The sequence below is a fragment of the Allobosea sp. GW821-FHT09G06 genome (assembly GCF_059416005.1).
Map to the genome: position 1 here is coordinate 394,778 of NZ_JBWKOI010000004.1, position 25,647 is coordinate 420,424.

Below are 25,647 nucleotides of genomic sequence, written 5' to 3' on the forward strand. Positions count from 1 at the left end.
CGCCCCTTGCCGCAATCCCGGAAGGCAGCATGCATGTCGATGCGGTCAGGCGAAGCGATTCGGCAATCCGGAAACGGAAACGTCCGACGATTCGCCGGCCCTGCCGTGAGCCGGCTCGCCACGCCGGTCGCGGGCTCCATGCAGCGAGAAGGCGACGAAAGGAAGGCAGCGGCCATGGCTTTGCAGGAAGGCGACCCGGCACCCGGGTTCATATTGCCCCGCGATGGCGGCAGCGAGGTCAGCCTCTCGGCGCTGCGCGGCCGCAAGATCGTGCTCTATGCCTACCCGAAGGACAACACCCCGGCCTGTACCGAGGAGGCGATAGCCTTCAATCGACTGCGCCAGGAATTTGCGGCCTGCGGCACCGAAATCATCGGCGTTTCGCCGGATTCGGCCAAGAAGCACGGCAATTTCAAGAAGAAGTACGAGCTCGATTTCCCCTTGCTGGCCGATGAGACGCAGGCGCTGGCGAACGCCTATGGCATCTGGGTCGAGAAGAGCATGTATGGCCGCAGTTATATGGGCGTCGAGCGCTCGACCTTCCTGATCGATGCCAACGGGCGCCTTGCCAGGATCTGGCGCAAGGTGAAGGTTGCCGGCCATGCCGAGGAGGTTCTGGCGGCGGCGCAGGCGCTCTGACGCTTTCAAGCATTGCGCGGACGTTGCGCGCGCGGGACGGGATTTGCGAAAGATTAACCCTAACAATGTCTGATGACGGTATCGGCAGCGTGATTACCGGTACTGCGTATGCATCATCAGTCCCAGACAGCCCCCGCCCTCTCGACCGTCGGCCTGGTCTCCCACAAGACCTATACGGTGCGCCGCTCCACCATGCTCGCAGGGCTCGCCTGGCTGGCCCTGAGCACGGCCTGCAGCGGCGGCGCCGGCTGGTACATCCTCAGCAGCGACGACCTTGCCGCGCGGATGATCGCCCGCGAGACGTCGCGCCAATATGCCTATGAGGACCGGATCTCGGCGCTGCGGGCCGATATCGACCGCTATGCCAGCCGCGCCCTGCTCGACCAGGACGGCGTCGAATCCCGCGTCGACGAGCTCGCCAGCCGCCAGGCAGAACTCGAATCGCGCCAGTCTCTGGTCGCCGCCCTCGCCGATACGTTGCAGTCCAGCGGCCTGATCCCGGCCACGAAGCTGCCTTTGCGCTCGCAGGTGATCAAGCCCGGCGAACCGATCCGCGCCTCCGGCGTGACCAGCTTCGCGCCGATCCTGCCGGGCAAGCCGACACCCGCACCCGATACGCCGCCACTGCGCGGCGCCGATGGCGGCGGCTGGCAGTCGGGCGAGGCGCCGGCCGAGCCGCCGGCCAAGCGGGTCGATGCCGCGCTGATCAGGCTGGACGGCGCGATGACGCGCAGCTCCGATGCCCAGCTCGCAGCACTCAAGGATATGGACGAGACTCTCGCGGCGACGCAGAAGCGCCTCCGCAGCGCACTCTCCGAAACCGGGCTCGATGCCGAGAAGCTTTCCGCGCCGGCCGCCCCCACCGGCGGCATGGGCGGGCCTTTCGTGCCTGTGAAGCTCGACTCGTCGGCCGGACCATTCGAGGCGACGTTGAACGCGCTTCAGCCGCGCGTCGCCTCGGTGATGCGCCTGCGTGGTGTGATCGAGCAATTGCCCCTCGCCCGGCCGATGGCCGGCGACCACGACTTCACCTCGAACTATGGCTATCGCACCGATCCGTTCACGCGCGGCCTCGCGATGCATACCGGCGTCGATTTCAGGGCCGAGACCGGTTCCTCGATCCTGGCGACCGCGCCGGGCAAGGTCGTCATCGCCGAGTACAATGGCGGCTACGGCAACATGGTCGAGGTCGAGCATGCCAATGGGCTGACGACCCGCTACGCCCATATGTCGGCGATCTCGGTTGCGGCCGGGCAGATGGTCAAGACCGGCACCGTGGTGGGCCGCGTCGGCTCGACCGGCCGCTCGACCGGTCCACATCTGCACTACGAGACCCGCATCAACGACGAGCCGGTCGACCCGACCCGTTTCCTGCGCGCCGGCGGTAAGCTCCTCGCCAACGCGCTCTGAGAGAACTCCCCGAAACAAAAAAGGCCGCGCTTCGAGCGCGGCCTTTTTGTTTGCGATCCGGCTTGTAGCCCGAAATCAGTCGATGTCGTCGACCTCGACCTCGGTGCCATAGACGCGCTGTGCCAGCGACGCCTCCATGAAGGCGTCGAGATCGCCGTCAAGCACCTCGGACGGTGCCGTCGAGCTGACGCCCGTGCGCAGGTCCTTCACCAGCTGGTAGGGCTGCAGCACATAGGAGCGGATCTGGTGGCCCCAGCCGATATCGGTCTTGGAGGCCTGCTCGGCATTGGCCTTCTCTTCGCGCTTCTTCAGCTCGACCTCATAGAGGCGGGCGCGCAGCATGTCCCAGGCCTTGGCCCGGTTCTTGTGCTGGGAACGCTCCTGCTGGCAGGACACCGCGATGCCGGTCGGGATATGCGTGATGCGCACCGCCGAATCCGTCGTGTTGATGTGCTGTCCGCCCGCTCCCTGCGCGCGATAGGTGTCGATGCGGCAGTCCGACTCGTTGATGTCGATGACGATACGATCGTCGACGACGGGATAGACCCAGATCGAGGCGAAGGAGGTCTGCCGCCTGGCATTCGAATCGAAGGGCGAAATGCGCACCAGCCGGTGCACGCCCGATTCGGTCTTCAGCCAGCCATAGGCGTTATGGCCCTTGAACTGCAGCGTCGCCGACTTGATGCCGGCGGTATCGCCGTCCTGATATTCGAGCGTCTCGACCTTGAACTTCCGCCGCTCGCCCCAGCGCCGATACATGCGCAGCAGCATCTCGGCCCAGTCCTGGCTTTCGGTTCCGCCTGCGCCCGGATGGATCTCGACATAGGTGTCGAGCATGTCAGCCTCACCGGAGAGCAAGGTCTCGACCTGGAGGCGCGCTGCCTCGTCCTGCACGGCCTTGATCGCCTGCTCGCCCTCGGTGACGGTGGCGTCATCGCCCTCCATCTCGCCGAGTTCGATCAGCGTCAGCGCGTCGTCGAGCTCGCGCTCGAGCTTGCCGATGCCCTCGATCTGGGTCTCCAGCGAGGTGCGCTCGCGCATCAGCTTCTGCGCGGCTTCGGCATCGTTCCAGAAATCGGGTCCCTCGGAGAGGGCGTTGAGTTCCGCTAGGCGGCGCTGGGCTTGATCCCAGTCAAAGATGCCTCCTCAGCAGTCCAATCGACTGCTTGGCGTTATCGAGCTGCGTCTGGATTTCGGGGCGCATGATTCCGTCTGGACGTCCTTGTGAGCAAAACGTGAGGGTTGAGATAGGGGCGAAAGGCCCGGCTGTAAACGCCGGAGGCGATATCGCCTTCCCATCGAGGCGGCCATGGATTGGCCAGCCTGAAAAAGGCAACGCCCGGAGTGACCTCCGGGCGCCGCGAAATCACCTGCTGTCGGCTCAGTAAAGCCCACCGGTCCCGGAACCGACCGCCCTGCCGCCGCCACCGGGGCCTGCGCCGAGCGGCATGCTGCCGTCGCCGGCCGCGCCGATCACCGAATAGCTGTCCGGCGGCGCCGTGCCCGGCTTGAAGGCCTCGAGGATGCCGCCCTCGCCGCCGGCGCGCATGCCGCTCTTCGGGTCGACGCGGATCAGCTTGATGCCGGCCGGAACGCGGAACGGCGTCGCCGGCTTCTCCTTCAGCGCGACGCTCATGAAGTCGCGGAAGATCGGCGCGGCGTACTGGCCGGCAGTCGCCGAGGTGCCCAAAGACTTCGGCTTGTCGAAGCCCATATAGACGCCGACCGCGAGATCCGGCGAGAAGCCGACGAACCAGACGTCCTTGGCGTCGTTGGTCGTGCCGGTCTTGCCGGCGAGCGGCTTGCCGACGGACTTGACCACCGTCGCGGTGCCGGCATTGACCACGCCTTCGAGGATCGAGACCATCTGGTAGGCGGTCAGCGGGTCGAGCACCTGCTCGCGGTTGTCGATCAGGCGCGGCTCCGACTGGTTCGCCCATTTCTCGGCGTTGCAGCCCTCGCAGACGCGCTGGTCATGCCGGAAGATCGTCGAGCCCGAGCGATCCTGGATGCGGTCGATCAGGGTCGGCCGGATACGCTTGCCGCCGTTGACCAGCATCGAATAGGCCGCGGTCATGCGCATCACCGTCGTCTCGCCCGCGCCGAGCGACATCGACAGCACCGGCTGGAGATCGTCATAGATGCCGAAGCGGCGCGAATACTCGGCGATCAGCGGCATGCCGACATCCTTGGCGAGCCGGACCGTCATTAGGTTCTTCGAGAACTGGATGCCGTAGCGCAGCGTGCGCGGGCCGGTCGACTTGCCGTCATAGTTCTCCGGCCGCCACATGCCGAGGCCCGGGCCCTGATCGATCTCGATCGGGGCGTCGAGGACGATGCTCGACGGCGTGTAGCCGTTGTCGAGCGCGGTCGCGTAGACGAAGGGCTTGAACGACGAGCCGGGCTGGCGCAGCGCCTGCGTCGCGCGGTTGAACTCCGACTGGTCATGGCTGAAGCCGCCGACCATGGCGAGCACGCGGCCCGAGAACGGGTCCATCGCGACGATGGCGCCATTGACCTCCGGCAGCTGGCGCAGGCGCGCGAAGCCGGGCCGGCTGTCCATCGGCTCGACATAGACGACGTCACCGACCGAGACGGCCTGCGAGACGCGGGCGCGGCGGGTCCATTTGATGCCGTCGGCGGCGAGCGTCAGGATCTGGCGCTCCTTGTTGAGATGGCCGGCATTGTCGCGCAGCGGGTGCAGGCCGAGACGGGCGCTGTCGCCGTTGACCTCCAGCACGACCGCGAGCCGCCATGGCGCGACATCGCCGAGCACCGGCAGTTCGCCGACAACGGTGCCCCATTCCTTGCCGCCGATGTCGAGCTTCTGGATGGCGCCGCGCCAGCCGCGTGCCTCGTCGAAGCGCACGAGCCCATCGACCAGCGCCTTGCGCGCCATCAGCTGGGTCTTGGGATCGACGGTCGAGCGAACCGAAAGGCCACCCTCAAGCAGCTTCTTCTCGCCGTAGCGGTCCTGCAATTCGCGCCGGATTTCCTCGGCAAAGTAGCCGGCCGCGATCTGGTTCGGCGAGACCGTGCGCGGGTTGACGCCGAGCGGCTGCTTCTTGGCGTTCTCGCCCGCCTCGCGCTTGACGTAACCGTTCTCGACCATGCGATCGATGACGTAGTTGCGGCGCTCGATCGCGCGGTCGCGATTGCGGAAGGGATGGAGGTCGGTGGGCGCCTTCGGCAGGGCTGCAAGGTAGGCAGCTTCCTGCAGGTTCAGCTCATGCACCGACTTGCCGAAATAGTTCAGCGCCGCGGCGGCGATGCCGTAGCTGCCCTGCCCCGGCGCCGGCGCGCCGAGATAGATCTCGTTCAGGTACAGCTCGAGGATCTTGTCCTTCGAATAGGTCGATTCGAGCTTCAGCGCGACGAGCGCCTCACGGATCTTGCGCTCGATCGACTGCTCGGGGCTCAGGAAGAAGTTCTTCGCGACCTGCTGGGTGATGGTCGAGGCGCCCTGCGGCCGGCGATTGGCGGCACGATTGCGGAAGTTCGAGATCGCGGCGCGGACGAGGCCTTCGGGGTCGACGCCGACATGCTTGTAGAAATTCTTGTCCTCGGCCGAGAGATAGGCGTCGACAACAAGCTTCGGCACGGCCTGGATCGGCAGGTAGAGGCGCCGCTCGCGCGCATATTCGGCGATCAGGCTGCCGTCGCCCGCGTGGACGCGCGTCATCACCGGCGGCTCGTAGTTCCTGAGCTGCGCGTAATCGGGCAGGTCCCGCGAGTAGTGCCAGATCAGACCGCCCGCGATGGCGGCGCCGATCACGAAAGCGATCGCACCGGCGGCGAACAACCATCCGAAGATTCGCAGAATGAACCGCATCTCAGGCCCTGGACCCCGTAACTGCCATCGGCTGGCGCCAAATCAGGGCGCTTCGCAAATCATAGCTATAACATGACGGAGATGGCGGAACCGTGGCCTTGCAACCACATTCCGCATCATCTCACACCGCCCTTGCGAGGCCGCGCTGTCATCCCGTGCGCGCTGCGGCATGAAATGCCGCTGCGCAGACACGGGACCGCGTGACGCTTCGTGTTCCACCCTCCTCGCCGCCCGAAAAGGCGCCCCTTCCGGTTGACGGTCCCGTGTCTGCGCAGCGGCGCTATGCGCCGCAGCGCGCACGGGATGACAGCATGTCAGCACGTCCTAGTTCCGGCTTTCCGCCGCCTTGCCCACGGAGGCGCGCTCGCGGGCGAAATAGTCATCGATCGCGACGGAAACGGCGGTCACGGCCTTGCCGCGCCATTCCGGCGAGTTCAGCAATTCGGCGTCCTTGGGGCTCGACATGTAGCCGAGCTCGATCAGCACGGAGGGCACGTCCGGCGCGCTCAGCACCCAGAAACGCGCGGAACGCAGCGGAATCTTGTGCATCTTGATCGAGCCGCCGAGCTTCTCGACGAGATTACGCGCGAAAACGCCGGTGAATGTCCGCGTCTCGCGCCGGGCGAGGTCCATGAGGATGCCGGCGACGTCCTGCACCTCCTCGCTGGTCTCAAGGCCGGCGACGGCATCGGCCTCGTTCTCCTTGGCCGCGAGCCGAGCGGCCTCGGCGTCGGTCGCGCGCTCGGAGCGGGTATAGACGGTCGCGCCGCGAACCTCCTGCGCCTGGGTCAGCGAATCGGCGTGGATCGAGATGAACAGGTCGGCCTGCTCGCTGCGGCCGAGCTGAACGCGATCGCCGAGCGAGACGAAGCGGTCGTCGTCGCGAGTCATGACGATGCGATAGCGGCCATTGGCTTCGAGCTGTTCCTTCAGCGCCTTGCCGAAGGCGAGGACGACGGCCTTCTCGGCGATGGAGGCGACCGTTGCGCCGGGATCGATGCCGCCATGGCCGGGGTCGATGACGATGGTGCGGCGGGTCTCGCCGGCGGTCTTGGCCGGCGACGGCGCCGGAGCGGGAATCGTGGGTGCAGGCTTCAGCACCTTGCCGGCCTCGGCCAGGAAATCCGCCTTTGCGGTCTTCTTCAGTTCGATCGTCAGCTCGCCGAAACCGCCGCGCACCGTCTTCACCTCCGCCCTGGCGATGGTGGCGGGCTGGGCGAGGTCGATGATGATTCGGGCCTTATCGGCCGTGAACAGGCCAAAGCGATAGCCGCTGACGAAGCCGGCGCTGCGCTTGGCTGAGGTTTGAATCTGGAAATTGGTCGAGGGCAGCTCGACGATGACCCGGTCCGGAGCGGCCTGCACCCAGGCATCGACCGCAACAGACGAGGACAGCATCATCGTCAGGCGCACGGTCTCGCCACTCTGCTCGATGCGGGCGTCGGTCGCGACCGGGTATTCGTTCTGCGGCCGCGGCTCGGTCTTCGGCTGCGCCTGAGTCTGGCCGGCCAGCGGAAAGCTCGCCAGCAGGCAGGCGGCAGCCAGCGCGCACCGCAGCGCCCGGAAACGCCGCAGCGCATCACGACGGCTCCAATCGGCACGGCGGATGCACGAGAACAGTTGAAGAATCCCGGTATTTATTACGAGGGTTTAACCATAACGGGGCTGAAATCCTAACAGCCCGTTACCATCTCTTCCCGAGACCGTGAACCGCCCTGCCGGAGGCGGGGTGAGATGCGTCCGTCATGTGACTTGCAAATCACCATCACCTGTCTGTAATGGAACAGGTTGCTTGTCAGCCTGCCTGAGAGACACATCCGGATCGTGCGATCCGTCGGCGTCCGAAGCAGACTGGGCTGCCGCTCCTCACCGGAGTGGCGGCAACAAGACGACCGCAACGGATCGTCCGCAGACGGTTGGCATCGGGATTGCGTGTTTTCTGCGCCCTGCCCTGTCTTGCGAGCGTGCAAACGCGATGCGCCTGGCTGCCTGGCCGGAGCATCGCAGGTCAGGACAGATGACGGGGCATAAGACGCCGCTAGCACCATCGGTGAACCGTCCGAACCTGCGGAACCGCGCCGGGCTATGCGCCCGAGTGGCTGTTCCGAGCCGCCTTCCTGTCTCGACCGCTTCCTCCTCCCTCCTGCAACATGCCGGCTCACCCCGGCCTTTTCGCGGCGCCCCTGCCCGCGGCAGCGGATTCGCATCCGTAGCCGCGCGGCCTCGGTCGGCGGCCGCGCCAATGGAAATTTCTTATGGCCAACAAGATGCTTATCGATGCCACCCACCCGGAGGAGACCCGGGTCGTGGTGGTCCGCGGATCCCGCGTCGAAGAGTTTGATTTCGAATCCGCCAGCCGAAAGCCGCTCCGCGGCAATATCTACCTTGCCAAGGTGACCCGCGTGGAGCCCTCGCTCCAGGCGGCCTTCGTCGAGTATGGCGGCAACCGCCACGGCTTCCTCGCCTTCTCCGAGATCCATCCCGACTATTACCAGATCCCGGTTGCCGATCGGCAGGCGCTGCTCGAGGACGAGGCCCGCGCCGAGCGTGACGAAGAGCGCGACGAGGAGCGCCGCGAGAAGCGCGGCCGCCGCGATCGTGGCCGCCGCGGCGATCGCGACAACCGCGCCAAGAAGGCTGCCGCCGACGAGACCGTTTCGGCCGAGGTCGAGCAGAACGGCGAGGAGCGTGTCGAGACCGACGGCAAGGAAGCCGCGATGGTCAACGAGGGCGGCCCCGCCTTCGGTGAGTTCTTTGCGCCTGACGTCGCCGAATCGACCACCGAGGACTCCGCCCCGAACGCGGCCCCGCTGACCTTCGAGACCGTTGAGGCGAGCGTCTCGGTCGAGGAGACCGTTATCTCGGCTGAAGCGCCGGAGAGCGCCGAGAGCGAAGCCCGCAAGCCGTCCGAGGACGATGGCGACGACGAGAACGGCGACGAGGAGGCCGAGGAGGCTCCCGAGCAGCTCGGTGGCGGCGACGCCCTCGACGACATGCCGGAGCGCCGCCAGCGCAGCCATCGCCGCCAGTACAAGATCCAGGAGGTGATCAAGCGCCGCCAGATCATCCTGGTCCAGGTCGTCAAGGAAGAGCGCGGCAACAAGGGCGCGGCGCTCACCACCTATCTCTCGCTCGCCGGCCGCTATTCGGTGCTGATGCCGAACACCGGCAAGGGCGGCGGCATCTCGCGCAAGATCACCAATGCCGAGGACCGCAAGCGCCTCAAGGAAATCGCGACCGAGCTCGAGGTTCCCGAGGGGATGGGCCTGATTCTGCGTACGGCCGGTGCCTCGCGCACCAAGGTCGAGATCCGGCGCGACTACGAATATCTCATGCGCATGTGGGAAAGCGTGCGCGAGCTGACGCTCGCCTCGGTCGCGCCCGCGCTGGTCTATGAGGAGGGCAACCTCGTCAAGCGCTCGATCCGCGACCTCTACAACAAGGATATCGACGAGGTTCACGTCGCCGGCGAGAGTGCTTATCGCGAGGCCAAGGACTTCATGCGCATGCTCATGCCGAGCCATGCCAAAAGCGTGAAGCCCTATCGCGAGCAGACCCCGCTCTTCGCGAGCTTCGGCGTCGAGAGCCAGCTCGACGCGATGTTCTCGAACACGGTGACGCTGAAGTCCGGCGGCTATCTCGTCATCAACCAGACGGAAGCGCTGGTCGCGATCGACATCAACTCGGGCCGCTCGACCCGCGAACACAATATCGAGGACACCGCCCTCAAGACCAATCTCGAAGCGGCGGAGGAAATCTCCCGCCAGCTGCGCCTGCGCGATCTTGCCGGCCTCATCGTGATCGATTTCATCGACATGGAGGAGAACCGGAACAACCGCGCCGTCGAGAAGAAGCTGAAGGAGTGCCTGAAGGACGACCGCGCCCGCATCCAGGTCGGCCGCATCTCGGCCTTCGGCCTCCTGGAGATGTCGCGCCAGCGCATCCGCACCGGCGTGCTCGAATCGTCCTCGGTGCCCTGCCCGCACTGCGCCGGCGCCGGCATGATCCGCTCGACCCCGTCGATCGCGCTGCAGATCCTGCGTGCGCTGGAAGAGACGCTGATCAAGAGCGCCTCGCATAACCTCACCGTCCGCACCCGGCCGGAGGTCGCGCTCTACGTCCTCAACCAGAAGCGCGCCCATCTCGCCGATCTCGAGGCGCGCTTCGCCATCGCGATCACGATCTCGACCGACGCGAACCTGCTTGGCACGCGCTATTTCGAGGTCGAACGCGGCGAGTTCGTCGGCAATGAGGGCCGGGTCATCCCGACCAGCTTCAAGGCCGAGGCGATCGCTTCCGACGTCGACGACGAGGCGCTCGATGCCGCCGCGGAAGCGGCTGCCCTCGACGCCGAGACCGGCGGCAATGAGACGACCGCCGAAGAGGCACAAGGCCAGTCCGAGCGTGGCGAGGGCGAAAACGGCCGTCGCCGTCGTCGGCGTCGCCGCCGTCGGCGTGGTGGCGAGCGTGACGAGCAGGGCCAGCAGCTCGATGGCGCGCAGGGCGATGACGACGCCGAGGGCGACGAGGGCGAGGACGACGGCGATGAGGCCGTGACTCCGGCCGCTGCTGCCGAGCCGGTCACTGAGGCCGTGGCCGAAATCGCTCCGGAGCTGGCAGCCGAGGAGCCTGCGGCCAAGCCGAAGCGCAGCCGCGCCCGCAAGCCGAAGGCCGAGGCCGCCAAGGAGACCGACGCCAAGGCCGAGATCGTCGCGACTGAGGCTGCTCCCGCCGAGGCCGAGAAGCCGAAGCGCAGCCGCTCGCGCAAGAAGGTCGTTCCGATCACCGAGGGCGGCGAGGCCGTTGCTGAAGCCGCTCCGGCTCCTGTCGAGGCGAAGGTCGAGGCTCCGGTTGCCGCAGCCCCGGCCGAGCCGGCTCCTGCGCCCGAGCCTGCCCCAGTCAAGGCCCCGGCGGAGGAGCCTGTCGCGGTCGTGCTGACCGAGCCGGATCCGAACCGGCCCAAGCGCGGCGGCTGGTGGAACAGGCTCGCCGGCCGCTCCTGATCGCGCCATCCCAGCCCGATGAATGACGAAGCCCGCTGCCCCCGCAGCGGGCTTTCTCTTTTCGCGGGCCGGCAAACCGGTCAGGATCACTGTCCGGAGAGCGTTCACCCAAGGCAGGAGCCGATGCCGCCGCCACGCAATCGCGAGCGTATGGTCATGATCGCGCTGGTCGCTATCAGCTTGCTCGGCCTCGCCTATCTCGCCTGGGATGCAATCGATTGGTTCGGCGTGGGCATGCTCGGGCTGCTTGTCCTGTTCGTCGCGCTCAGGGTCGAGCTTGAGGGCGACCGTCCCGTCGGCACGCAAACGATGCCTACGCTCTACGCCAATCATTTCCACGCCGAGCGCGCGCAGAATCCTGCCGAACGTGCCGGCAGGCGTGCGGAGGTCGCATCCTTCACCGTCTCGGCGCGCCTGTTCGCCTATGCCGGCGCCCTGCTCGCCGTCATCGGCTCTGGATTGCTGTTTTTCGGGCCGGTGCGCTCCGACCCTCCGGTGTTGTTAAATCTGCTGGGTAGCTTGATCTGGGACACCTTCCGGAAGGGCAAGCCATGGTGAGGCAGGCCAGACCGGATTGATCCGACGCCTTGCGGAGATCGTTTCGCCTCAGCCCGGTGTCGGCGCCAGCGGGGTCGGCGGCGGCACGGTCGATATCGCGGCGGCCGCGTGGCTGTGCTGCGAGCCGCCCTCGCCGCCGCGCACCGTGACGGCGTTCGAGGCGAAGGGGACATGCGCGTCGTTCAGCGCCCGGTAGACGCGCTTCAACGATTCGCGTTGCAGCATCGAGGACTGGTTCGGCTTGGCCGTGAACTTCAGCCGGATGACGATGGCGCTGTCGGTGATGTCGGCGACGCCCTGCATCTTGAGCGGAGCGATGAAATGCGGCCCGTATTCGGGGTCCTCCATCAGCGCGATGCCGGTCTTCTTGATCGCCTTGCGCGCCTGCTCGATATCGGCGGAATGGTCGAGGCGGACGTTGAACTTGATGGTCGCCCAGTCGCGGCTGGCATTGGTCAGTGACTGGACCTGGCCGAAGGGCACAGTGTGGATCTGGCCACTCTGGTGGCGCAATTGCATCGAGCGCAGCGAGATCTTCTCGACCGTGCCCTTGAGCCGGCCGGTATCGACATATTCGCCGACCCGGAAAGCGTCCTCCAGCATGAAGAACACGCCGGAGACGATATCGCGCACCAATGCCTGCGAGCCGAAGGAGAGAGCGAGACCGAGGATGCCGAAACCGGCAAGCAGCGGCCCGATATCGACGCCCAACCGCGACAGAACGATGAGAATGGTGAGGCCGAGCACGGTGCCCAGGACGACGCCGCGCAGCACCGGCAGCACCGTCGCCAGCCGGCTCGGTACGCCTTCCTCATGCGCAACGTCCTCGTCGCCAGGGCCGACGACGTGCCGCCGCGGCGTATAGGCTTCGAAGAAGGCATGCAGGAAGACGAGCGCCACCCAGCCGACGAAGGCGAAGATCGCGACACCCGCCGTCTGGCGCATCACGGCGGCGAACTGCGCCGAACTCACGCCGAGCAGCAACCCGGCCCAGAGGCGCGACAGCACGAAGAAGCCGGCCGCCCATAGCAAACCGACAGCCGCCGCACGCAAGGCGGCGCTGCCGGCACGCCGCATCGGGGTCGAACCATGTTCCTCCTCGTGCCGCATGGCATGGCAGCGCAGCAGGCTGGCAATGCCGACGGCGAGGATCGGAATCAGGACGATCGCCACCTGCGTCAGCGCAGCGGCCTCGGCCCAGCGCCCGCCATTCGACATCATCGCGGCGGCACTGCTGACCATCCATAACAGGACCGTCGTGCCGATGTAGAACCAGGCCGTTCCGGTCGCGAGCAGCCGCCGGATCGGGCCGGGTTCGGAGGAGCCCGACAGGACCAGCACCTCCAGATCGTGCCGTCCGTCATGGAACCACCAGATCTTGAACAGCGTGATGAGGATTCCGGTGAGCGCGATCAGTCCCGTCACCGGCCGCGGGCCGGCGCTGACATGGTGGGCGAGCAGGATGCCGGTCACGATCAGCGGCGTCAGGATCGCGTAGGCGACCAGCCTGCGGAAATGCACCTCCGCGCGCGGCAGCGGCATGATCCGCCGGTCCGGCGCGTTTGGTGAGACGAGGAAGCGCCCCACGGCAATGTAGAGCGCGCCGATCGCCGCGCCATTGGCGCCCGTCGTCAGGGCGATATGGGCGAGATCGTGCTCCGGCAGCCAGGCGTTACGCGCGACCCTCGCGACGGCCAGGGCCAGCAGGACCGTCGCGACATCCTGGAGCAGTCCCCAGGACGAGGCGATGAGACGCGGCGTGAATTCCGGCCCCGCAGGCTGCATCTTGCGCGCGAACCAACGGGCGGAGGCGAGCCGGAAGGCGAAAGCGGCGGTGAGCGCCAGGCAGATGATCCCCAGGATGCGCCAGCCGGCGGACGTCCCTTCGCGGCCATTGAGGTTGCGCAGCCAGGCACGCCCCCAGTTGTCCGGCAGTTCGCTGATCGCTGGTATCGAGGTGCCGCCATACTCGACACCGTCGACGAAGCGGTCGACGAGCGCGTTGACCTCGGCCTGGAAGCCGTCCTCGTCCGCCATGGATGGGGCGGGAGCGGGTGGAGCGGCGGGCTTGGCCTTGCCGGCTGGCTCCGCCGGCGCGGCAGCGACGGGCGCTGCCGGCGCGCCACCGACCCTGATCTCGACCTGCCGTCCCGGTGCCGACAGGGCATCGACCATCTTGCGGATCGTCTCGGGCGTCTCGTCGCCGCGCAGGTTCAGAACGATCGGCGCCTGAGTTTCGGCACGCGCCGATCCCGCCGAGCCGAAGGCGGAGAGGAGAGCCGTTGAAACGAATGCCAAGATCAGGAATGTGGAAAGCGGCGTCGCAACGCGCCTTCCGCAAGCCCCGCCTGCTGTAACGACGTCCATGGCCTGCTTCCCCCTTGCTGGCGCAGAATGCGGAGCTTCCATGGTTTCTGGCAAGTGCGGCGCGGCCCGATATCTCAGCGCTTCTTCATCCAGGCGCCGATCCGCGTCACCGCCTCCTCGCATTCGCCGAGCGAGCCGGCGAAGGAGAGCCTGATCGTGCGCGCGCCGCGCGCCTCGTCGAAATCGAGACCGGGCGTGATCGCGACGCCGGCTTCCTCAAGAACGCTGCGGCAGAAGGCCATCGAATCGTTCGAGTACCGGCCGATGTCGAGATAGATGTAGAAGGCGCCGTCAACGGGCAGGAAGTCGCCGAGGCCGATCTCCGGCAGCGCCTTCAGCAGGAAGGCGCGGTTCTGCGCATAGCCGGCCTTGATCGCCTCGCATTCCTCCGTCGCGTCGAAGGCCGCCTCGCCCGCCACCTGGCTGAGATAGGGTACCGAGATCGAGAAATTCTGCTGCAACCGCTCGATCGTCCGCACCAGTCGCTGCGGTACCACGAGCCAGCCGACGCGCCAGCCGGTCATGCAATAGTACTTGGAGAAGGAGTTGACGATGATCGCGTCGGGATAGGCGGCGAGCGCCGTCGTCGCCGGGGTCTCGTAGGTCAGCCCGTGGTAGATCTCGTCCGAGATGTACCAGAGCCCGAGCCTGCGGCAGCAGGCAGCGACATCGGCGATGGCCTCCGGCGTCATCACCACGCCGGTCGGGTTGGCCGGGCTCATGGTCAGCACGCCGGCGAGCGGCTTCTCGCGATGGGCGCGCTCGATCAGGTCGGGCGTCAGCGCGAAACGGGTCTCGGGGCCGACTTCGATCGCGACCGGCTCCAGCCCGAGCGCGATCAGGATATTGCGGTAGGCCGGATAGCCCGGCGCCGTGATCGCGATCCGCGAACCCGGCTGGAAACAGGCGAGGAAGGCGAGGATGAAGCCGCCCGACGAGCCCGTCGTCACGACCACGCGCTCGGCCGCCACCTGGACGCCATAAGCATCCTGATAATGGCGGGCGATGCGATCCCTCAGCGAATCCGTGCCGAGCGCCTGCGTATATCCGATCCGGCCGTGCTCCAGCGCGCGGGCTGCGGCTGCGCGGATCGAGGCCGGCGTCGGCGCCGAGGGTTGGCCGACCTCCATATGCACGACCGAGCCGCCGCGGCGTTCGATGGCCGCCGCCTGGTTCATCACGTCCATGACGATGAAGGGCGCGACGCGCTCGGCGCGCTCGGCCAGAGCGGGCAAGGCGGCGGGCGCAATCAGGGGCTTCTGCATCGGCTTGTCCGGTTTCGCGAAGAGGCCTGCCCGCGTAGCCGAGCCTGTAGCGGCCTGCAACCATCGGCCGCATCCGGTGGCAGAGCTGTGATTTGACCTCCGCACTCCGAACACCCACAAGCTCGCGGCTGGAAGCGCTGCTTCGGTCGCGGTTTACCCGCCCCGGCGGTTTTGAAAAGGATGACGAGATGGCTTTCCCGACCCTCACCAGCCTGGCGCGTGCCTGCCTGCGGCCTGCCGCCGTCGCGCTGAGCCTCTGGCTCGCGGCCTCCGCCGCGCCGGCCGTGGCGCAGGGCCAGCCGCTCTCGCCCGAGCAGCGCAAGGCGGTGACCGATCTGATCCGCGAGACGATCCTGAAGAACCCCGAGATCATCCAGGACGCCCTGATCGAGCTGGAGCGCCGCAACACCGTCGCCCAGGCCGATGCCCAGCGCAACGCGGTCGCGGCCGAGAAGGCCCGTATCACCGATCCCGCGACCTCGGTCATCATCGGCAACCCCGATGGCGACATCACCCTCGTCGAGTTCATGGATTACAATTGCGGCTACTGCAAAAGGGCGATGGAGGACGTGACCGCGCTCTCCAAGGCCGATCCGAAGCTGCGCGTCGTGCTCAAGGACTTTCCGATCCTCGGGCCTGATTCGGTCGAGGCCAGCCGCGTCGCCATCGCCGCCAAGAACCAGCTCCAGGGCCCGAAATATTTCGAGTTCCACAACAAGCTGATGGCCGTGAAGGGCAAGATCAACGCCGCCAAGGCGCTCGAGATCGCCAAGGAAGCCGGCGCCGATGTCGCGCAGCTGAAGAAGGACATGGAGGCGCCCGCCACCAAGGCCGCGATCGAGGACACCGTCGCGCTCGGCGACCGTCTCGGCCTCACCGGCACGCCCGCCTTCATCATCGGCGACGAGATCGTCTTCGGCGCGGTCGGCCAGGCCGCCCTCAAGCAGAAGATCGATTCGGTGCGCCGCTGCGGCAAGACCGACTGCGCCGGCTGAACGGCCGCCGCCAACTCACCTCGATGGGCCGGCAGGGTGCTTCAGGCTTCCCCTGCCGGCCTTCAACGTTTATGAGGGCGGCTCCTGCCGCCTGCGCGCGGTGCCGGAATCAACGCCTTCGATGGTCGCCGTCCACGTCCTGAACGGACCCAATCTCAACCTGCTCGGAACCCGCGAGCCCGGAACCTATGGCGCGGTCACGCTGGCCGGCGTCGAGGAGCGTCTGCGCCGCAAGGCTGAAGCCGCGGGCGTCGATCTCACCTTCCGCCAGACCAATTTCGAGGGCGAGCTCGTCACCTTCATCCAGCAGGCGGGCCTGGCCGGCGCGGGCGTGATCATCAACGCGGGCGCCTATACCCATACCTCGGTGGCTTTGCGCGACGCGATCAAGGGCGTCGATGCGCTGGCGATCGAGGTCCATATCTCCAACGTGCATGCGCGCGAGGAATTCCGGCACCATTCCTATATGGCGCCGGTCTGCGTGGGCGTGATCTGCGGCTTCGGCGTCGCGAGCTACGACCTGGCTCTCGACGCGATCGTGCCGCTGCTGGAAAAGCGGGCGGCGAAGGCTGCCTGAACCTGTTTGAACGGGAGCGCGGCTGAGATCGTCGCCTCCATCCGAATATCCGAAGAAGACGGTGATACCCGCCATGGCGACCAAGAGCCCGATCGACCCCGAACTTGTCCGCGAGCTCGCAGAGCTCCTGAACCAGACCGATCTCACCGAGATCGAGGTCGAGAAGGGCGATCTGCGCGTCCGCGTCGCCCGCAACATCTCGACGACCGTGCAGGTTCCCGCCGCCGCCCCGATGATGGCGATGCCGGCTCCGGTCGCCGCGGTTGCCGCTCCGGTCGAGGCCAAGCCGACCGCCGCCCATCCCGGCGCCGTGCCCTCCCCGATGGTCGGCACCGCCTATCGCCGCCCCTCGCCCGATGCCAAGCCCTTCGTCGAGATCGGCAGCGTCGTGAAGCAGGGCGAGCGCATCCTGCTCGTCGAGGCGATGAAGACCTTCAACGACATCGTCGCGCCCCGCGCCGGCAAGGTCACGGCCATCATGGTCGAGGACGGCCAGCCGGTTGAGTACGGCGAGCCGCTTCTGGTGATCGAGTGAGCGTGGCGCCGCGCGCCGCCGGGTCCGATTTGGGTTTCAAGATGTTCGACAAGATCCTGATCGCCAATCGTGGAGAGATCGCGCTGCGCGTGCTGCGCGCCGCCAAGGAACTCGGCATCGCGACCGTCGCGGTGCATTCCACGGCCGACGCCAACGCCATGCATGTGCGCCTCGCCGACGAGAGCGTCTGCATCGGCCCGCCGCCGGCCCGCGAAAGCTATCTCAACATCCCCGCCCTGATCGCGGCTTGCGAGATCACAGGCGCCGATGCGGTCCATCCCGGCTACGGCTTCCTCTCCGAGAACGCCCGCTTCGCCGACATCCTCGACCGGCACAACATCACCTTCATCGGCCCCAAGGCCGAGCATATCCGCTCGATGGGCGACAAGATCGAGGCCAAGCGCACCGCCAAGCGCCTCGGCATCCCCTGCGTGCCCGGCTCCGAGGGCGGCGTCGCCGACGAGGCCGAGGCGCTGCGCATCATCCGCGAGATCGGCCTGCCCGTGATCATCAAGGCCGCCTCCGGCGGCGGCGGCAAAGGCATGAAGGTGGTTCGCAACGAGGACGAGATCGCCGTCCTGCTCGCCACCGCCCGCAGCGAGGCCAAGGCCAATTTCGGCGACGATGCGGTCTATATAGAGAAGTATCTCGAGAAGCCGCGCCATATCGAGATCCAGGTGCTCGGCGACGGCCGCGGCAACGCCATCCATCTCGGCGAGCGCGACTGCTCGCTGCAGCGTCGCCATCAGAAGGTCTGGGAGGAAGGTCCCTCGCCCGCCCTCAACGCCGGCGAACGCGACCGGATCGGCGAGATCTGCGCCAAGGCGATGCGCGAATTGCAATATCGCGGCGCCGGCACGATCGAGTTCCTCTACGAGGACGGCGAGTTCTACTTCATCGAGATGAACACCCGCATCCAGGTCGAGCATCCCGTGACCGAGATGATCACCGGGATCGATCTGGTCAACGAGCAGATCCGCATCGCCGCGGGCGCGCCGCTCTCGCTCAAGCAGTCCGACATCGTCATCGAGGGCCATGCCATCGAGTGCCGGGTCAATGCCGAGCATCACGCGACCTTCCGCCCCTCGCCCGGCAAGATCGCCTCGTTCCATACACCGGGCGGCCTCGGCGTTCGCGTCGATTCCGCAGCCTATCAGGGCTACACGATCCCGCCGCATTACGACTCGCTCGTCGGCAAGCTGATCGTGCATGGCCGCAACCGCGACGAATGCCTGATGCGCCTGCGCCGCTCGCTCGACGAGTTCGTCGTCGACGGCGTCGACACGACGTTGCCGCTGTTCCGCACGCTGGTGCGCAACCCGGACATCCTCAATGGCGACTACAACATCCACTGGCTCGAGAAATTCCTCGCCGCCGGCGGCATGGGCGAGCCGGAAGCCTGAGGCTTCGGACAGCTCCCGAAACGAGAAAGCCCCTCGCGATGCGAGGGGCTTTTTTCTTGCCTGCTGTTCGAAGCGAGCAGGTCAGCCTCAGATCGTCTCCAGCAGGCCTTTCATCAGCGCCTGACGCGGCGCGATCGAGGAGATCAGCCCGTACTCCTGCAGGGTATGCGCGCCATCGCCATCGATCCCGAGCCCGTCTAGGGTGGGCACGCCGAGCGCGGCGGTGAAATTGCCGTCCGATCCGCCGCCGGTCATCGGGCAGTCCTGCAGGTCGAAGCCGACATCGGCCGCGACCTTGCGCGCCAGCTCGAACAAGGCGGCGACGTCCGCCGATTTCTCATAAGGCGGCCGGTTCATGCCGCCGGTGATGCGCAAGGCGACATCCGGATCATGCGGCTTCAGGCTAAGGATGCGGTTCTCCATCATCGTGCCATCGGCCAGCGTGGTGACGCGGCAATCGACGCTGAACCAGGCATGCTGCGGGATGACATTCGCCGCCGTGCCGCCGCCGACCAGCGCGACGCTCGTGGTGATGCCGCGCGCATAGTCGGTCATGCCCTCGATCGCGAGGATCTGGTGCGCCGCCTCACGGATGGCGCTGCGCCCGTCGGCATGCTTCGAGCCGGCATGGGCCGGGCGGCCTTCCAGCCTGACATCGAAGCGGCCGACGCCCTTGCGGGCCGTGACGATCTTGCCGCCCTGCCGCGCCGGCTCGGTGACGAGCACGGCCTTCGATCCCTTGCCGATCTTCTCGATCAGTGCGCGGCTCGTCGGTGAGCCGATCTCCTCGTCGGGTGTGAACAGGAAGACCATCGGCCGCTTGGCCGAGCCTGCGGCCGCGACCTGCTTGAAGGCCTGCAGGGCAAGCCAGGCGCCGCCCTTCATGTCGTAGACGCCGGGGCCGTAAAGCCGGTCGCCCTCGATCCTGACAGGCAGCTCCTTGGAACTGGTGCCGACCGGATGCACGGTGTCGAGATGCGACATCACGGCGACGCCCGGCTGGCCGTTGTCGAGCCCGGCGCGCAGCATGACCATGTCGCCGAGCCCGTCGCGGCCGGGAATGCGCTCGACCGCGATCGGCAGCCCCGCGACCTCCTTCTGGACGAGGTCCATCATGCCATTGAGCCCGGCGGCATGGCTGGTGGGACTTTCGAGCGCAACCCAGACGGAGAGCGCGGCGGCGGCTTCTTGCTGATTCATGGCGCGATGTTCTCCGAAGAAGGCGGGGCCGCGCAAGGCAAGCTGCATGCGCCCTGCGCAGAGCGGCAGCGCACCCGTCATTCACGGCACGAACGAGAGCGAGCGGAGCTGCCCCGTGAACGATGGATGACGACGTTTCTGTGAAGCGTTTCGCGTGGACCGTGAATTCTGCTCTTGCCAAGCCGGATCGCATTGATTAGACCCCGGCTCACCAACGCGGCGCCGCACCAAGCGCCCTGTCGTTGGGGGATCGTCTAACGGTAGGACCCCAGACTCTGACTCTGGTTGTCTAGGTTCGAATCCTAGTCCCCCAGCCACTTCTTGGTGGCCCGGCCAAATCAAATCCCGCCATTCGCGAACAGATTTGGGCATGCGTTTCCGCGTGCTCCTGTCGGCTGCCGGTGCGCTCCAGTCACCTAATCTTCGTCGCGGCGCCCTGCAAGAACACTTCAAGGCACAGTCTTGCGTGCCGGGCGCGGTCCTCGACCGTCAGCAGCCGGTCTCCCGGAAAGCGCTTGATCAGCACCGAGAAGATCATATCCATCAGCATGCGGGCCAAGGCGTCTGCCGGAAAGCCGAGAAGCGCGCCTTTCATCTGCTGACCGGTGAGCCAGTCTTCGAGAAGGCGCCGCGCCGGCTCCGCTCCCTCCTGCTCGATCAGTTCGCCGATCTCGCTGAAACGATCCGAATCGGCCAAGACAAGCCTGATGAATGCCAGACGCTCGTGATTGTCGATCTGGTCGATCTCGAGGCGGAAGATCGCGGCGAGCGCCTCCAATAGGGGCAGATCCTCGCCTTCGGGGCGCGGCAGGGCCAGCATCGAACGCCGGTGATCGGCCATCATTGCCCGGAACAGGTCCGTCTTCGCCGGGAACAACTGGTAGAGCGTGCGCTTGGAGACGCCGCAGCGCGCCGCCACACCATCCATCGTCGTGCCGCCATAGCCGACATCGAGGAACAGCTCACGGGCCGTGCGCACGATACGCTGCCGTTCGGCCTCGTCCGAACGGGTCTTCGGCCGCCCGCGTGAACGGGCCTGCCTCCCTTCGATCTCGCTATTTTTATCGCTTGTCATCGTCGCGTCCGTCATCGCGCCGCATTCTTGGATTTGACAGGCAGAGAAATCAAGAGATAAGAAACTCATCAGTTTCCGAAAAGAGAGCCCGCATGCTGGCCGAGCGCGCCCCGTCGTCATCCCGTTACGCCTTGCCGGGCGCCCTCCTCCTCGCGGCGGCTTTGGCGGCCTGCAATTCCGAGAAAGCGGCGGCGCCTCCGCCGCAGCCGCAGCTTCAGGTCAGCGTCGTCTCGCTGCATCCGCAGCCGGTCGCGATCACGGCGGAGCTGCCTGGGCGCGTTTCGGCGAGCCTGATCGCCGAGATCAGGCCGCAGGTCAGCGGCATCATCAAGGCGCGGCTCTACCGCGAGGGCAGCGAGGTCAAGGCCGGCGACGTGCTCTACGAGATCGATCCGGCGCCCTATCAGGCAGCCCTCGACAGCGCGCTGGCCGCCCAGCACAAGGCGGAAGCCGCCGTCACCAACGCCCAGGTGCGGGCCGACCGCTACCGCGAGCTGCTCCAGCGCAATGCTGGCAGCAAGCAGGATGCCGACGACGCCGCTGCAACGCTCGGCCAGGCCCAGGCCGATGTCGCGGCCGCGAAGGCCAATGTCGAGGCGGCGCGCATCAACCTCGCCTATACGAAGGTCACGGCGCCGATCGACGGGCGCATCGACAAGTCGGCGCTGACGCAGGGCGCGCTCGTCACCGCCAACCAGGCGGCCATCCTGACGACGATCCGGAAGCTCGATCCGATCAATGTCGACGTCACCCAGTCGAGCACCAACCTGCTGAAATTCCGCAACGACATCGCCTCGGGCCGTCTGAAGTTCACCGGCCCCAATGTCGCGGTGAAGCTCAAGCTCGATACCGGCGACGCCTATGCGCAATCCGGCAAGCTCGAATTCGCCGAGGCCAATATCGACGAGACCACCGGCACCTTCACGGTCCGCGCCGAATTCCCCAATCCGGAGCGGCTCCTGCTGCCCGGCATGTTCGTCCGCGCGGTGATCCAGGAAGGCATTGCCGAGAACAATTTCCTGCTGCCGCAGCGTGCGGTCGGCCGCAACACCAAGGGCGAGGCGACCGCGAAGTTCGTCTCGGCCGACGGCAAGGTCGAGGAGCGCGTGCTCGTCACCCGCCGCAATATCGGCAACAACTGGCTGGTCGATAGCGGCGTCAAGGATGGCGAGCGCATCATCGTCGAAGGCGGGCAGCTGGTGCGCCCCGGCCAGACCGTGACCGCGAACGAGGTCAGCGTCGACGAAGCCACCGGCGAGCTGAAATCAGCCAACCGCCGGGCAGAGCTCCCTGCGTCCGCCAACACGGCGAAGAACTGACGCCATGTCGCGCTTCTTCATCGAACGGCCGATCTTCGCCTGGGTCGTCGCCATCGTCATCATGCTGGCGGGGCTTCTGGCCCTGCGCACCCTGCCGATTTCGCAATATCCGCAGATCGCGCCGACAACCGTGCAGATCAGCGCCAACTATCCCGGCGCCGACGCGCAAACCGTCGAGAACTCGGTGACCAAGGTCATCGAGCAGGGCATGACTGGCCTCGACAACCTGCAATACATGACGGCGACCTCGACCTCGACCGGCAACGCCCAGATCACGCTGACCTTCAACAGCCAGGCCGATCCCGACGTCGCGCAGATGCAGGTGCAGAACAAGCTGCAGCTCGTGACGCGCCAGCTCCCGGCCGTGGTGCAGAGCACCGGCATCTCGGTCGCAAAGGCGTCCACCGGCTTCCTGATGGTCGTCGCCTTCGTCTCCAAGGACGGGCGGATGTCGACCACCGACCTCGCCGACTATGTCGACTCGACGCTGAACGACACGTTGAAGCGCGTCGAAGGCGTCGGCACGACCCAGCTCTTCGGCGCCGGCTACGCCATGCGCATTTGGCTCGACCCCGACAAGCTGCGGAAATACGCGCTGATGCCCGCCGACATCGCCGCGGCGATCGAGGCCCAGAACACGCAAGTGTCGGCCGGCCAGCTCGGCGGCCTGCCGCAGGTCAGAGGCCAGCAGCTCAACGCCACCGTGACCGCGCTCTCGCGGCTTCAGACGGTGCAGCAGTTCGAGAACATCATCCTCAAGAGCGGCTCGTCAGGCTCGATCGTGCGGCTGAACGACGTTGCCCGCGTCGAACTCGGCGCCAAGAGCTACGACACCGTCTCGTTCTACAACGGCAAGCCGACGACCGGCCTCGCCGTCAGCCTCGCGACCGGCGCCAATGCGATCGACACCGCCAAGGCGGTGACCGCCACGATCGAGCGCCTGAAGCAGACGCTGCCGGAAGGCGTCGAGGTGACCTATCCCTACGACACCACGCCCTTCGTGACGCTCTCGATCGAGAAGGTCGTGCACACGCTGTTCGAGGCGATCATCCTCGTCTTCATCGTGATGTACGTCTTCCTGCAGAACCTGCGCGCGACCTTCATTCCGATGCTCGCCGTGCCGGTCGTGCTGCTCGGCACCTTCGGCGTGCTGGCGCTCGCCGGCTATTCGATCAACACGCTGACCATGTTCGCGATGGTGCTCGCCATCGGCCTGCTCGTCGACGACGCCATCGTCGTGGTCGAGAATGTCGAGCGCGTGATGCAGGAGGAGAAGCTCTCGCCCAAGGAAGCGACGATCAAGTCGATGGGCGAGATCACCGGCGCGCTGGTCGGCATCGCCACCGTGCTCTCGGCCGTGTTCGTGCCGATGGCCTTCTTCGGCGGTTCGGTCGGCGTGATCTACCGCCAGTTCTCGGTGACGATCGTGACCGCGATGGCGCTCTCCGTCGTCGTCGCGCTGGTGCTGACGCCGGCGCTGTGCGCGACGCTGCTGAAGCCCGTCGGCGACCACGGTCCGCGCAAGGGCTTCTTCGGCTGGTTCAACCGCAATTTCGAGCGCACGACCAACGGCTATCGCTCCGGCGTCGCGGCGATGATCGCGCGGCCGATGCGGTTCCTGATGGTGTTCCTGCTGATCGGCGGCGGCATGGCCTGGCTCTTCGCCCGCATGCCCTCCTCCTTCCTGCCCGACGAGGACCAGGGCATCCTGCTGACCAGCGTGCAATTGCCCGTCGGCGCAACGCAGGACCGGACGCTGCGCGTGCTGGATCAGGTGCAGAAGCACTATCTCGATAACGAGAAGGATCTTGTCGAGGGCGTGCTGACCGTCGCGGGCTTCGGCTTCGGCGGCCAGGGCCAGAATGTCGGCCTCGCCTTCGTGCGCCTGAAGCCCTTCGCCGAGCGTGTGGGCAAGCAGGCGACGGCGCAGGCCATCGCCGGCCGCGCCATGGGCGCCTTCCGCAGCATCAAGGACGGCACGGTCTACGCGCTGGCCCCGCCCGCGATCCAGGGCTTCGGCAACACGGCGGGCTTCGATTTCTACCTGCAGGACATCGCCGGCGCCGGCCATACCCGGCTGATGGAGGTTCGCAACCAATTGCTCGGCCTCGCCGCGCAGAGCAAGCAGCTGACCGGCACGCGGCCGAATGGGCAGGAGGATACGCCTCAGTACGCCGTGGAGATCGACCAGGAGAAGGCGAGCGCGCTGACCCTGCCGCTCGCCGCGATCAACAACACGCTGTCGACTGCCTGGGGCTCGGCCTATGTCAACGACTTCATCGACCGCGGCCGGGTGAAATCGGTCTATGTCCAGGCCGATGCGCCCTTCCGCATGCAGCCCGGCGATATCGGGCGCTGGTATGTCCGCAACCAGGGCGGCGAGATGGTGCCGTTCACGGCCTTCTCCTCAGGGCGCTGGACCTACGGCTCACCACGGCTGGAGCGCTATAACGGCGCGTCGGCCGTCCAGATGCAGGGCGCGGCCGCGGCCGGCATCAGCTCCGGCGCGGCGATGGAGGAAATCGACCGGCTGATGACGCAATTGCCGACCGGGTTCGGCCATGAATGGACGGGCCTGTCCTTCCAGGAACGGCTCTCCGGCAGCCAGGCGGTGGCGCTCTACGCCATCTCGATGCTGGTCGTGTTCCTCTGCCTCGCGGCGCTCTACGAGAGCTGGGCGATTCCCTTTGCGGTCATGCTCTCGGTGCCGATCGGCATCTTCGGTGCCCTGCTCGCGGCGACGCTCTTCGGCCAGACCAACGACGTCTATTTCAAGGTCGGCCTGCTGACGACGATCGGCCTCGCGGCCAAGAACGCGATCCTGATCGTCGAGTTCGCGATCGAGCAGGAAGCCAAGGGCAAGGGCCTCGTCGAGGCGACGCTGGAAGCGGCACGCCAGCGCCTGCGCCCGATCCTGATGACCTCGCTCGCCTTCGTACTGGGCGTGACGCCGCTGGCGGTCGCGACCGGCGCCGGCTCGGGCAGCCAGAACTCGATCGGCATCGGCGTGATGGGCGGCATGATCGCAGCGACCGTGATCGGGGTGTTCTTCGTGCCGCTGCTCTATGTCGTGGTCGTGCGCCTCGTGCGGCGCTGGCGCCGCCCGGAGCCGGCCCCCGCGACCGCCGCCGAGTGAATGACGGGGGCGCGGCCGGCGACGGCTGTGCCCTTCCGACGAAGCTGTTAGAATGGAGTCATGACCGACTTCCCCGACATCATCCGCTCCCCCCTGTCGCAGACCTTCACCCATGACGGCGTCACCGTGCGGGTGGAGATCTACAAGATCGGCGGCACCGACGGCTGGACCCTTGAGCTGATCGACGAAGACGGCGGCTCGACCGTCTGGCAGGATTCTTTCGCCACCGATGCCGACGCCTTCGCCGAGTTCACCGACGGCGTCGAGCAGCTCGGCCTCGACCGCCTGATCGACCCGGACGACGACGACCTCGCCACCGTGCATTGAGCGGTC

At 66.7% G+C, this 25,647-nt stretch carries 18 protein-coding genes and 1 tRNA gene; 12 read left to right on the forward strand and 7 right to left on the reverse strand.

What is annotated here, in order from left to right; all coding sequences use genetic code 11:
- Window positions 1-174: 174 nt before the first annotated feature.
- Both AC07NY_RS21125 and AC07NY_RS21130 read left to right on the forward strand, forming a co-directional pair.
- A complete protein-coding gene (locus tag AC07NY_RS21125; protein WP_494585431.1) occupies window positions 175-639 on the forward strand; it encodes a peroxiredoxin in 465 nt (154 codons plus the stop codon).
- A gap of 108 nt (window positions 640-747) precedes the next feature.
- Window positions 748-2,049: a M23 family metallopeptidase gene (locus tag AC07NY_RS21130; protein ID WP_494585432.1), complete on the forward strand. Its 1,302-nt coding sequence runs from the start codon at window positions 748-750 to the stop codon at window positions 2,047-2,049.
- Window positions 2,050-2,124: 75 nt separating this feature from the next.
- On the opposite strand, the gene prfB is transcribed toward AC07NY_RS21130, so the two are convergent.
- From prfB to AC07NY_RS21145, 3 genes are all read right to left on the reverse strand, one after another.
- A protein-coding gene (prfB, locus tag AC07NY_RS21135) for a peptide chain release factor 2 (protein WP_492286193.1) occupies window positions 2,125-3,253 on the reverse strand; the annotation gives its coding sequence in 2 pieces (ribosomal slippage) (window positions 2,125-3,183 and window positions 3,185-3,253; 1,128 coding nt in all).
- 177 nt (window positions 3,254-3,430) lie between these two features.
- Window positions 3,431-5,881: a penicillin-binding protein 1A gene (locus AC07NY_RS21140; RefSeq protein ID WP_494585433.1), complete on the reverse strand. Its 2,451-nt coding sequence runs from the start codon at window positions 5,879-5,881 to the stop codon at window positions 3,431-3,433.
- A 324-nt stretch (window positions 5,882-6,205) separates the two neighbouring features.
- Window positions 6,206-7,522, reverse strand: coding sequence for an N-acetylmuramoyl-L-alanine amidase (locus AC07NY_RS21145; RefSeq protein WP_494585493.1), 1,317 nt, complete (start codon window positions 7,520-7,522; stop codon window positions 6,206-6,208).
- 614 nt (window positions 7,523-8,136) lie between these two features.
- Here AC07NY_RS21145 and AC07NY_RS21150 point away from each other — a divergent pair.
- Window positions 8,137-10,884, forward strand: a complete 2,748-nt coding sequence (locus AC07NY_RS21150) for an Rne/Rng family ribonuclease (RefSeq protein ID WP_494585434.1) — start codon at window positions 8,137-8,139, stop codon at window positions 10,882-10,884.
- A gap of 156 nt (window positions 10,885-11,040) precedes the next feature.
- Window positions 11,041-11,442 (forward strand): hypothetical protein, encoded by a 402-nt coding sequence (locus AC07NY_RS21155; protein ID WP_494585435.1) that lies wholly within the window; start codon window positions 11,041-11,043, stop codon window positions 11,440-11,442.
- A 48-nt stretch (window positions 11,443-11,490) separates the two neighbouring features.
- Here AC07NY_RS21155 and AC07NY_RS21160 read toward each other — a convergent pair whose 3' ends face one another.
- Together AC07NY_RS21160 and AC07NY_RS21165 are read right to left on the reverse strand one after the other, a co-directional pair.
- Entirely contained in the window at window positions 11,491-13,740 is a 2,250-nt protein-coding gene (locus tag AC07NY_RS21160; RefSeq protein ID WP_494585436.1) for a mechanosensitive ion channel family protein, read from the reverse strand.
- A 143-nt stretch (window positions 13,741-13,883) separates the two neighbouring features.
- Entirely contained in the window at window positions 13,884-15,074 is a 1,191-nt protein-coding gene (locus AC07NY_RS21165) for a pyridoxal phosphate-dependent aminotransferase (protein ID WP_494585437.1), read from the reverse strand.
- Window positions 15,075-15,262: 188 nt separating this feature from the next.
- On the opposite strand from AC07NY_RS21165, the gene AC07NY_RS21170 reads away from it, so the two are divergent.
- The 4 genes from AC07NY_RS21170 to accC all read left to right on the forward strand — a co-directional run bounded on the left by AC07NY_RS21170 (window position 15,263) and on the right by accC (window position 18,584).
- Window positions 15,263-16,069 carry a DsbA family protein gene (locus AC07NY_RS21170; RefSeq protein WP_494585438.1) on the forward strand — a complete coding sequence of 269 codons (807 nt, stop codon included), beginning with the start codon at window positions 15,263-15,265 and terminating at the stop codon, window positions 16,067-16,069.
- Between the two features lie 121 nt (window positions 16,070-16,190).
- A complete protein-coding gene (gene aroQ / locus AC07NY_RS21175; protein WP_494585439.1) occupies window positions 16,191-16,646 on the forward strand; it encodes a type II 3-dehydroquinate dehydratase in 456 nt (151 codons plus the stop codon).
- A gap of 73 nt (window positions 16,647-16,719) precedes the next feature.
- The gene (gene accB, locus AC07NY_RS21180; protein WP_492286184.1) at window positions 16,720-17,181 is read left to right on the forward strand and encodes an acetyl-CoA carboxylase biotin carboxyl carrier protein; all 462 of its coding nucleotides are present in this window, start codon (window positions 16,720-16,722) and stop codon (window positions 17,179-17,181) included.
- Window positions 17,182-17,222: 41 nt separating this feature from the next.
- Window positions 17,223-18,584, forward strand: coding sequence for an acetyl-CoA carboxylase biotin carboxylase subunit (gene accC, locus AC07NY_RS21185; protein WP_494585440.1), 1,362 nt, complete (start codon window positions 17,223-17,225; stop codon window positions 18,582-18,584).
- Between the two features lie 87 nt (window positions 18,585-18,671).
- Here the strand turns inward: accC and AC07NY_RS21190 are convergent, their stop codons facing one another.
- Window positions 18,672-19,784, reverse strand: coding sequence for a M20 family metallopeptidase (locus AC07NY_RS21190; RefSeq protein WP_494585441.1), 1,113 nt, complete (start codon window positions 19,782-19,784; stop codon window positions 18,672-18,674).
- 243 nt (window positions 19,785-20,027) lie between these two features.
- Here AC07NY_RS21190 and AC07NY_RS21195 point away from each other — a divergent pair.
- Window positions 20,028-20,101, forward strand: a tRNA-Gln gene (locus AC07NY_RS21195).
- A 95-nt stretch (window positions 20,102-20,196) separates the two neighbouring features.
- On the opposite strand, the gene AC07NY_RS21200 is transcribed toward AC07NY_RS21195, so the two are convergent.
- Window positions 20,197-20,874, reverse strand: a complete 678-nt coding sequence (locus tag AC07NY_RS21200) for a TetR/AcrR family transcriptional regulator (RefSeq protein WP_494585442.1) — start codon at window positions 20,872-20,874, stop codon at window positions 20,197-20,199.
- A 77-nt stretch (window positions 20,875-20,951) separates the two neighbouring features.
- On the opposite strand from AC07NY_RS21200, the gene AC07NY_RS21205 reads away from it, so the two are divergent.
- Genes AC07NY_RS21205 through AC07NY_RS21215 form a run of 3 tightly spaced genes read left to right on the forward strand, consistent with a single transcriptional unit; the run spans window position 20,952 to window position 25,641 of the window.
- Window positions 20,952-22,178 carry an efflux RND transporter periplasmic adaptor subunit gene (locus AC07NY_RS21205; protein WP_494585443.1) on the forward strand — a complete coding sequence of 409 codons (1,227 nt, stop codon included), beginning with the start codon at window positions 20,952-20,954 and terminating at the stop codon, window positions 22,176-22,178.
- A gap of 4 nt (window positions 22,179-22,182) precedes the next feature.
- Window positions 22,183-25,314: an efflux RND transporter permease subunit gene (locus AC07NY_RS21210; RefSeq protein ID WP_494585444.1), complete on the forward strand. Its 3,132-nt coding sequence runs from the start codon at window positions 22,183-22,185 to the stop codon at window positions 25,312-25,314.
- Between the two features lie 60 nt (window positions 25,315-25,374).
- Window positions 25,375-25,641, forward strand: a complete 267-nt coding sequence (locus AC07NY_RS21215) for a hypothetical protein (protein WP_492286155.1) — start codon at window positions 25,375-25,377, stop codon at window positions 25,639-25,641.
- Window positions 25,642-25,647: the final 6 nt, after the last annotated feature.

Excerpts from the sequence above, each read along its gene's own strand:
- AC07NY_RS21125 (WP_494585431.1), top strand. The coding sequence starts at position 175 with ATGGCTTTGCAGGAAGGCGACCCGGCACCCGGGTTCATATTGCCCCGC.
- AC07NY_RS21130 (WP_494585432.1), top strand. The coding sequence starts at position 748 with ATGCATCATCAGTCCCAGACAGCCCCCGCCCTCTCGACCGTCGGCCTG.
- AC07NY_RS21140 (WP_494585433.1), bottom strand. The coding sequence starts at position 5,881 with ATGCGGTTCATTCTGCGAATCTTCGGATGGTTGTTCGCCGCCGGTGCG.
- AC07NY_RS21150 (WP_494585434.1), top strand. The coding sequence starts at position 8,137 with ATGGCCAACAAGATGCTTATCGATGCCACCCACCCGGAGGAGACCCGG.
- AC07NY_RS21155 (WP_494585435.1), top strand. The coding sequence starts at position 11,041 with ATGATCGCGCTGGTCGCTATCAGCTTGCTCGGCCTCGCCTATCTCGCC.
- AC07NY_RS21165 (WP_494585437.1), bottom strand. The coding sequence starts at position 15,074 with ATGCAGAAGCCCCTGATTGCGCCCGCCGCCTTGCCCGCTCTGGCCGAG.
- AC07NY_RS21170 (WP_494585438.1), top strand. The coding sequence starts at position 15,263 with ATGGCTTTCCCGACCCTCACCAGCCTGGCGCGTGCCTGCCTGCGGCCT.
- aroQ (WP_494585439.1), top strand. The coding sequence starts at position 16,191 with ATGGTCGCCGTCCACGTCCTGAACGGACCCAATCTCAACCTGCTCGGA.
- accB (WP_492286184.1), top strand. The coding sequence starts at position 16,720 with ATGGCGACCAAGAGCCCGATCGACCCCGAACTTGTCCGCGAGCTCGCA.
- accC (WP_494585440.1), top strand. The coding sequence starts at position 17,223 with ATGTTCGACAAGATCCTGATCGCCAATCGTGGAGAGATCGCGCTGCGC.
- AC07NY_RS21190 (WP_494585441.1), bottom strand. The coding sequence starts at position 19,784 with ATGAATCAGCAAGAAGCCGCCGCCGCGCTCTCCGTCTGGGTTGCGCTC.
- AC07NY_RS21200 (WP_494585442.1), bottom strand. The coding sequence starts at position 20,874 with ATGACGGACGCGACGATGACAAGCGATAAAAATAGCGAGATCGAAGGG.
- AC07NY_RS21205 (WP_494585443.1), top strand. The coding sequence starts at position 20,952 with ATGCTGGCCGAGCGCGCCCCGTCGTCATCCCGTTACGCCTTGCCGGGC.
- AC07NY_RS21210 (WP_494585444.1), top strand. The coding sequence starts at position 22,183 with ATGTCGCGCTTCTTCATCGAACGGCCGATCTTCGCCTGGGTCGTCGCC.
- AC07NY_RS21215 (WP_492286155.1), top strand. The coding sequence starts at position 25,375 with ATGACCGACTTCCCCGACATCATCCGCTCCCCCCTGTCGCAGACCTTC.